At 34.3% G+C, this 1,041-nt stretch carries 1 protein-coding gene; it reads left to right on the forward strand.

Translation table 11 applies throughout. From position 1 onward, the window contains the following. The coding region (gene argG, locus A5N85_RS13645) for an argininosuccinate synthase (protein WP_072577632.1) at positions 1-852 on the forward strand (852 nt) is incomplete at its 5' end. Positions 853-1,041 lie beyond the last annotated feature (189 nt).

The following is a 1,041-nucleotide window of genomic DNA, read 5'->3' on the forward strand; positions in this document are numbered from 1 at the left end:
ATCGATGAGCTAGGTGGGCGTGCGGAAATGTCCGAATTCCTTATTTCTAACGGTTTTGATTATAAAATGAGTAAAGAAAAAGCCTATTCAACAGACTCTAATATGTTGGGGGCAACTCATGAAGCAAAAGATTTGGAATACTTAAATACCGGTTTTGAAATAGTTGATCCAATCATGGGCGTTGCTTTTTGGAAAGAAGAAGTTCCAATTGCTAAAGAAACAGTTTCAATTAAATTTGAAGAAGGGATTCCTATCGAGATTAACAATAAGACATTCCCTGACCATATCGCTTTAATGGAAGAAGCTAATAAAATTGGTGGACGTCATGGGTTGGGAATGAGCGATCAGATTGAAAATCGTATTATTGAGGCTAAATCACGTGGTATTTATGAAGCGCCAGGAATGGCTTTATTACATATTGCCTATGAGCGATTAGTAACCGGCATTCATAACGAAGATACCATTGAGCAATACCGTATTAATGGTATTCGCTTAGGAAGATTGCTTTATCAAGGTCGCTGGTTTGATTCGCAAGCGTTAATGCTCCGTGAAACAGCGCAACGTTGGGTTGCTAAAGCAATTACAGGAGAAGTGACTATAGAGTTACGCAGAGGAAATGACTACTCTATCTTGAATACAGAATCACCGAATCTTACTTATGCGCCAGAAAGACTATCTATGGAAAAAGTAGAAAATGCTGCATTTACGCCTTTAGATAGAATAGGGCAATTAACCATGCGGAACCTTGATATCAGCGATACAAGAACAAAGCTTGAAATTTATAGTGATATAGGATTGTTGAAATCTGATGAAGAAATGGGTTTAGCAAAACTCGGTTTAGATGAAGAATAAATAGCTATTTAGTAGTAGTTTGTAAGAATGTTTTTTTCAACAAATAAGCTATAAAAATATTTTTTACTTAGTTTATTTTTTCAGATCTACTACTAAGCTCCAAAAAACCAAAAAAAACATTTTTCATGGAAATAAAACCTTATAAAAAACATTTCATTATAAAAAAACTCAAATATTTTAGTTTAAAAT

This window comes from Suttonella ornithocola (assembly GCF_001889065.1).
Lineage (GTDB): Bacteria > Pseudomonadota > Gammaproteobacteria > Cardiobacteriales > Cardiobacteriaceae > Suttonella_A > Suttonella_A ornithocola.